General features: G+C 45.0%; 6 protein-coding genes. 2 read left to right on the top strand and 4 right to left on the bottom strand.

What is annotated here, in order from left to right:
* Positions 1–75: 75 nt before the first annotated feature.
* From VB714_RS26275 to VB714_RS26265, 3 genes are read right to left on the bottom strand one after another with little or no spacing between them, the layout of a single operon-like run.
* Positions 76–630, bottom strand: coding sequence for a hypothetical protein (locus tag VB714_RS26275; RefSeq protein ID WP_323228210.1), 555 nt, complete (start codon positions 628–630; stop codon positions 76–78).
* 40 nt (positions 631–670) lie between these two features.
* Positions 671–1,552, bottom strand: coding sequence for a hypothetical protein (locus VB714_RS26270; RefSeq protein WP_323228208.1), 882 nt, complete (start codon positions 1,550–1,552; stop codon positions 671–673).
* Positions 1,468–3,405: a DUF4157 domain-containing protein gene (locus tag VB714_RS26265; RefSeq protein ID WP_323228205.1), complete on the bottom strand. Its 1,938-nt coding sequence runs from the start codon at positions 3,403–3,405 to the stop codon at positions 1,468–1,470. The genes VB714_RS26270 and VB714_RS26265 overlap by 85 nt, the downstream gene beginning before the upstream one ends.
* A 209-nt stretch (positions 3,406–3,614) precedes the next feature.
* On the opposite strand from VB714_RS26265, the gene VB714_RS26260 reads away from it, so the two are divergent.
* Positions 3,615–5,639 (top strand): ATP-binding protein, encoded by a 2,025-nt coding sequence (locus VB714_RS26260; protein WP_323228202.1) that lies wholly within the window; start codon positions 3,615–3,617, stop codon positions 5,637–5,639.
* Positions 5,636–6,613, top strand: coding sequence for an alpha/beta hydrolase (locus VB714_RS26255; RefSeq protein ID WP_323228201.1), 978 nt, complete (start codon positions 5,636–5,638; stop codon positions 6,611–6,613). The genes VB714_RS26260 and VB714_RS26255 overlap by 4 nt, the downstream gene beginning before the upstream one ends.
* Here VB714_RS26255 and VB714_RS26250 read toward each other — a convergent pair.
* Positions 6,593–7,378, bottom strand: a 786-nt coding sequence (locus VB714_RS26250; RefSeq protein ID WP_323228199.1) for a hypothetical protein, incomplete at its 5' end; no start/stop codon positions are given. The genes VB714_RS26255 and VB714_RS26250 overlap by 21 nt on opposite strands.

The following is a 7,378-nucleotide window of genomic DNA, read 5'->3' as shown; positions in this document are numbered from 1 at the left end:
AGTCATATAAAATCAAGTCTGTTTTGAGCGTTTTTTTCCCGATCTTAAATGTCATAGAATATAATTCTCGAAAGATTAAAAATCAAGATCGTCTGGCTTTGTTTGACCCGTTGCAACAGCTTCTATTTTGGGAGCATACTCGTTAATGAGAAAGTAAATTAAATCAATTGTTCGCTGTACCAACTTCAAATTGACTTTATTTTGCTCCATTAACATTAGATGCCGAAAAGCCAGAGTTACATCTTTAAACTGGCCTAAATTAAATCCAATTAAAGGCAAGCTACCATTAAGTTTTTCATTCAATTGAGCAACATCTTGAAGATGGCTAGAATCTATTTTAATGTTGAGGGGAGCATAAAATTGTAGATGATCGAACTCATCGAAAATATCTTGATTTGATTCCAGATCGGGATCTCCCATCTTTTTCATGGCTTGATAAGCAGTTGAAGCAAAAGATAATTTAACAAACGTAACGAATTTTTGCTCATCACTGGGGAGACCGACAATAACTGATTCAATAGAATCATCCAGACTAGCGGGTTTAAATTGGGCATTGAAACCCGCTTTTTGCAGGCGAAGTGCAAGCTGTTCCGTTTGGTTTGTATTAGTTGATGATTTATTCCAAAACATAATTTGAACTAATCGCTAAAGTTGCTAAGGTGGCAATGAATTAAATCATCTCATTAAGTTTCATGGCTTCGGTTATCTTCGCTTTAAGGACATCTTCATTACTGCTTCCAACATCAGCCACTACATCACTAGCGCTAATACTCTTACTGGCCAGAAGTTGAGTAATCGCATCTTTTAGGGTTATAGTTTGCTCGACTCCATCGATATCTAGCGTCACCTCTTCATCCCCTTTAGCCGTTGTTAGGGCTTCAACAATACCATAGTAAACTACATCGCTCTTTTCTTCCGTAACTGCTTGTTTGGTCATATAGGCATCAATCTCTTCAAGACGTTGTTGAATGGTTCGCTTTCCACTTTTTTTCTTACTCATAAGTTTATTAAACCAGCCTTTTTGCTCTACAGTTGGGAAGTTTTTTCGATACCATTTATGTAGTTTCCTTTCGTCGGGTCCGCCTGGAGACGGTGCGGGAGTGCCTGGAATTGGTGTGCCATCACCCTTAAACCCTGCAACAGGACCTTGCTTCAGAATCGTGCCGTTATTGATATATATATCCAGTAGAGTTCTCTCATAATCCATTCGTTTAACATTACTGATTCTGATCTTCTTGTAAACGTGCTTGCCAATTCCATAAATCAATGCCCCGATCGCCACAGCACCCACAATTCCCCAACCAATTGGCGTAGCTAATGCTGCTGTTGAAGCCACTGCTGAAGCAAGGGTGAGGGCTCCTGCACCCACTGCACCCACTGCACTCATCGTCCCTTCAGTCATTTTAGACTTTTTGCTTCTTTCGTGTTGGGCGGCTGAAGTAGTTAGAGCAGCAACCATTTCAGCGATTAAGGGAATCTCCTGACCTTTAGCGGAGATATCCTCGTGAGTCGCTTGAACTGCCGCAGGATCGGGATCTGTAATACTTGCCAAAGTATCATTGACGGCTCTGATGTGGATGATAATTGCGTCAATTTCCTTTTCTTTGTGGCTATTGTTTCTTGAATTTTTTTGAAGCGATCGCCTGTTGTCGGACTATCCGTTCCTGTAGGATTTATGGTAGCGCCTTGAAATCCTGCTCTTTGCTGGTCCTCAACCTCTTCATATTCCTCTATTGTCTTATCGCGCTCATTCTTCAACGTTTCTATTTTTTTTATCAATGCCAGTCGCTTGTTGTAATTGTCGTCGACTTGCTCCTGCCATGCAAGCAATTGCTCGTTATCGGCTTTGATTTGATTCTCACATTTAATCGACAGAGCCTCATAAACCCCAATGGTTCTTTCAATTTCCTTGATTTGTATTGCTTTGCGCCTGGCTTGTGTAAACGAGCGAACAGCAGAGATTGTACCAAAGACACTACCCAAAGCCGATCCAGCTAAGAAAGTCGCCCCACTCACTGCAGCAACTGCTCCAGGAGCCGATGAAAACGCCGACCACAAGGTCGTAATCCCGTTAGTAATGCCATTGAGACCCGAGACAATATTGCCAGTTTCCTCGCCAATATTAAATTTAGCTGTTCCGATATTCTTATTTAAAATAGAAACAGAAGTTTTCAATCCTGTCTGACCGCCTTGCATTTGGGCTTTGGCGGCTGTAATTTCAGCACTCGCTTTCTTCGCACTGCGAACATTGGAGATTAAATCCTTGATTGCCCTGCAAGTGTTAAATATATTGGTGGCTGCTCCCAAACTGCCACCGACATGGGCAATAGAGGCACCGCCACCTATCCCGGCGCTACCGCTTCCCATCAAAACATCAGATTTAACACCATCGCCAACACTTCCCCCACCTAGAAACTCGGATACAGCCCCCACTGTTGGACCCGTACTTCCCGTCCCCATGTGGGCGGCTGCTGTGTCCGCAACATCGACAACCTCGGCAAACATACCATCTTCATCAGCAAACCTGAGACGATTTCGCTGAATAATCTTTTGTGGCGCTCGGTTAATATTGGATTCTACGCCACTACCATTTTGCTGTACTACGTGGGTCAGTTCGTGGGCAATTAACTCCTGTCCTCCTCGACTGCCGGGGTTATACTCTCCTTGTTTAAAGAAAATATGAGATCCTGTGGTAAAGGCGCGAGCCTGAACTGCTCGGTTGAGGCGATCGGACTGGGTATCCGTATGGACTCGCACGCCACTAAAGTTTGCCCCCATTGCCTGTCCCATCGAGGTTTGCGTCCCAGTATCTAAGGGTTGACCGCCACTTTGCGCCCGATTAATTGCTGTTTCCAGCCCTGGAGAAGCATCGCCTCCATCTACGGCTTCTCGGCGTTGCAAGGCTGCGGGTTTGGCTTGAATGCGGGAAATGGGTGGGGGCATCTGTAAGGACGAGTTTCCTCTCATTCCTGCCATGAGGGGTTTACGCTGAATCGAGTCATTGTCGTTATCTCCCGAAGTATCTCCTGAGTTCCCCGTCAAACCTGTTGCCGAGGTCTGAAGACGTTGCACGACTGCTCGGGAGACGCGATCGGCTTCCTGTTCGTATTTATCGTTAGATTCGCCAATGGTCATTTTGGCTTGTATGCCCAATTGCGACATGAGGGCGGAGGGGGAAGGCTGCCCTGCATCCATTGCGGGTTGAATTTTGTGTAAAAGACTGCCTCCTTGTTCTAAGGAAGAAGACTCTGTTGGCGACGACTTACTCTGCTCGTCATTCCCATCATTATTCAATTGAGCGCGGTTGAGTTGCGTTTGTGGAGAGGGGGAAGCAACCTTTTTCTGGGCTGTTCGGCTCGGTTGAATTGATTGACGCTTTAGAGCATGGGTATGACGACCAACCATAATTTTATTCTTTAATCGTGCAATTATTGGTTCATTATATAATTAATACTTTCCTCCGGCCATCTAGACGGAAGTTTAATTTTGCTCGCGGGATTGAGTGGCGATCGCCTCCCAAGTTATAACACTGCTAGTTGCCTGTCATGCTGAAAATGACGAGTATAGCCAGATCCGCCAGGGATTAAAAATCCCTGTCTCATACAAAAAATCCATTGAAATGGATTAGGGTTATGGCGATCGCCTCCCAATTTATAACACTGCTAGAAAAAATAATGACCAATGCTTCTTCGCAAAATCTTAGCTGGTACGAGCAGAACCAACAGGTTTTAATGGAGGGGATCGATCGCATTAAACGCGCCCTAGAGTATTTCCACGAAAACCAGCGATCGCTATCTCCTGAACCCCAAAACTTGCCGCCGCATTCCAGTCTTGCTTCTCTCCAAAAACAATTTGGACTTTCTGATTTTGCTTTAGATTTGATACTTTTGTGTGTGGCTCGAGCCATCGATCCGACTGTTGGCAAACTCTGCGGGCAAATTCGAGGCAATTCCAATCTTAATTTCCCTACTCTGATGTTGGGTTTAGCGGCTCTACCGGGAGCCGAGTTCAATGTTCTTTCGCCGCAGAAACCCTTGCTGAGTTGGCAACTCATTACCTTAGAGCCGCATACAATCCTAACCGAAGCTCCTCTCAAACTCAATCATCGCCTTCTTTGTTATCTCCTTGGGGAAGGGGCGATGGATCCGGCATTGCAAGGATTCGTCAAATCGGGACTCACTTCTGGCTCACAAGTTTCGTTGGTCGAATCTCATGCTGTTTTGGCGGAGAAACTCACTCAAACTTGGCAAAGCGATCGCGCTACGCAAGATTGGCCGATTTTGCAACTTTGTGGTGTGGATGTGCAGACTATATACCAAATTGCCGATGCGATCGCGCAACAGATGGGTTTTGATTTGCAAGTATTGCTGGCTGATGCCTTGCCCCATGATGTGGGAGAATTAAATACTCTCCGGTTGACTTGGGAGCGAGAAGCCATCCTGGGAGGTCGCATTCTGTTACTGGATACCCATGAATTGCGGGGGGAAAATATGCCACGTCAGAGAGCAATTCAACAGTGGCTCGAGTCCGTCACAACCCCACTTATCCTCTGTAGTGAAGAACGCTATTCCAGTCAGAGAAAGGCGATCGCGACCTATTCTGTACCCTCTTTAACTTATCAAGAACGCAAGCATCTTTGGGAGAAATACCTCGCCTCTGTTATCCCTCACTTAAACGGACAACTCGATCGCATTGCGGGTCAATTTCGCATCAATGCCAGTTTAATTCAGACTGCCAGCCAGCAGCTTCTCTCGACTCGACAGACTGAACCTGATATCATGCCCCAACAATTATGGAATATTTGTCGGCTTCAGGCTCGCCCTTCTTTACAAGACTTAGCTCAATACATCCAACCAAAAGCCACTTGGCAAGATTTAGTTTTACCTGATAATTTGCAAGAGATTTTACGGCAAATTACTGCCCATTTACGACAAAAGGTTAAGGTACAAGAAGAGTGGGGTTTTGGTGCGAAAAATAGCCGAGGTTTGGGATTAAGTGCTTTGTTTGCCGGAGCTAGTGGAACAGGGAAAACAATGGCAGCAGAAGTGCTGGCACAAGAGTTACGACTGGATTTATTTCGCATTGATCTCAGTGCCGTAACCAGTAAATATATTGGCGAAACAGAAAAGAACCTGCAACGCATTTTTGATGCGGCGGAAACTGGCGGTACAATTTTATTATTTGATGAAGCTGATGCCCTTTTTGGCAAACGTACTCAAGTCAAAGATAGCCGCGATCGCTTTGCCAATTTGGAAGTTAGTTACTTGTTACAACGCATGGAGGCATATCAAGGTTTAGCTATTTTAACGACAAATCTAAAAGATTCCATCGATCAAGCATTTTTACGGCGTATCCCTTTTGTCTTAAACTTTCCTTTCCCCAATAAAGAGGCTCGCGCTGAAATTTGGCGGCGAGTATTTCCCTCGCAAACACCGACGGAGCAGTTAAACTATGAACGTTTAGGTCAACTGAATATAGCAGGAGGAAATATTAGCAGTATTGCTCTCAATGCTGCTGTCCTCGCAGCCGATGCGGAAGAATCGGTACAAATGCAACACATTTTTAAGGCAACTCAAAGCGAATATATAAAATTAGGCCGTGTCATGGTCAATACTGAAACTCAAGGTTGGTTGAAATGAAAATTAAATGGTTATTGCTTTTGATAACAACAGTTTATCATCTCGTTGCGACTTTATTAGAAGAGCGCAGAATCAAACCTCCCGGTCAACTTGTTGATATTGGTCGCCACAAACTCCATTTATTGACAAAAGGAACAGGAAAATATACAGTTATTATCGAGCATAGTTTGGGGGGAATTGACGGTTATTTTTTAATAGAAGAACTTGCAAAAATTACACGAGTGTGTATTTGCGATCGCGCCGGATATGGTTGGAGTGAAATGAGTTCTAAGCCTCGTTGCAGTGCAGAGATTGTCAAAGAATTAAATACGCTTTTAGAGAAAGCAGAAATCGAACCGCCTTATATTTTAGTGGGGGACTCATTTGGCAGTTATAATGTTCGTCTTTATGCTTCTCGGTATCCAGAAAAAGTAGCAGGAATTATTTTAACAGAAGGATTACATGAGAAAGCAATGCTGGCGATGTCATGGAAACTGAGAGTTTTGCAAGTATTCTTTTGGTCAGGGTTTATTATGTCAGTTCTCGGCTCGTTTTTAGGATTAGTGAGAATATTGGGAACGATTGGCTGTTTTGAAGTGCTGAAAAAAGAATTGCGTCAATTTTCTCCCGAAACTTTAAAGAGGGTTAAACGCTCTTTTTACCGTCCCCAACATTGGCTAACAATGGCAAGAGAAATATGGAATTTAGATGCCAGTGCGCGTCAAGTACGAGAAGCGACTAAAATCAGTAATATTCCTTTAATTGATATTAAATCGAACACTTTTTTAAAGCGATCGCCAGGAACATTTTTGTTTCCCCTACAAGCTGCCGATCGCCTGCGAGATGAAATTCACGCGGAATTACTCCAACTCTCCAGTAATAGTCAACAAATGCAGGCTTCTAAAAGCGATCATTTTGTTTGGATAGATGAACCAGAAGTAATTATAGCCGCCGTTCGAGAAATTTTAACTCAGTTAGAAAGACTCGAACAATGAAGGACAAGATCGGCGCGATCGCGCTTCATAATCTCCCATCTTTTCTTCAGGAACTAGGAAAGGAAGAGAAGAAAAGCACATTTCTGGATTGCTTAAAGTAATTGATAAATTGGCAATTTCTGCGGCTGTCAATGTCACAGTATTATTATTGAGTACAAAAACACTGCTCAAGTTGGAATCTGTCAACCCAGAGAGAATTTGAAAGTCCCCGGCGATCGACCAACCCAAACCGCCAGTTCCTCCCATTCCACCAGCACCCCCACCGCCGCCGCCTCCTCCACCAACACCGCGACCCCCGCCGCCACCCCCACCGCCATTTCCCCCACTTCCTCCATTTCCTCCCGTTCCACTGAGAGTTAAGTGACCTGGAGATGTGACAATCTGACCGCTAATTAAAGCAATTCCATCACCACCGTTTCCCCCATCACCACCAGTACCGCCGGCACCACCCCCACCGCCGCCATTATTGCCTCCAGAAATCCCACCATTACCTCCGCTACCATTGGCACTATCCTGACCATCAGCACCACCACCATTAGTTTTAGCTCCTCCTAGACCCATTCCTATCCCTCCATTATTGCCATTGCCATTGGCAGTACCACCATCACCACCAGTATCACCACCATTACCTCCATCCCCTCCATTCCCAAAAGCCCCTGAACCGCCACCGCCACCGCCAAATCCATTGCCACCCCCTCCGCCACCGCCACCCCCCGGTTCTGCGTCATCTGATAGCGCAGCCATCCGCGAACTTTCACGCACTGA

Origin of the sequence: Spirulina sp. 06S082 (assembly GCF_034932145.1) — a bacterium.
In the GTDB taxonomy this organism is placed as follows: domain Bacteria; phylum Cyanobacteriota; class Cyanobacteriia; order Cyanobacteriales; family Spirulinaceae; genus CCY15215.
The sequence above is the reverse complement of the archived record's forward strand: the minus strand, read 5'-3'. Positions and strand labels throughout refer to the sequence as shown.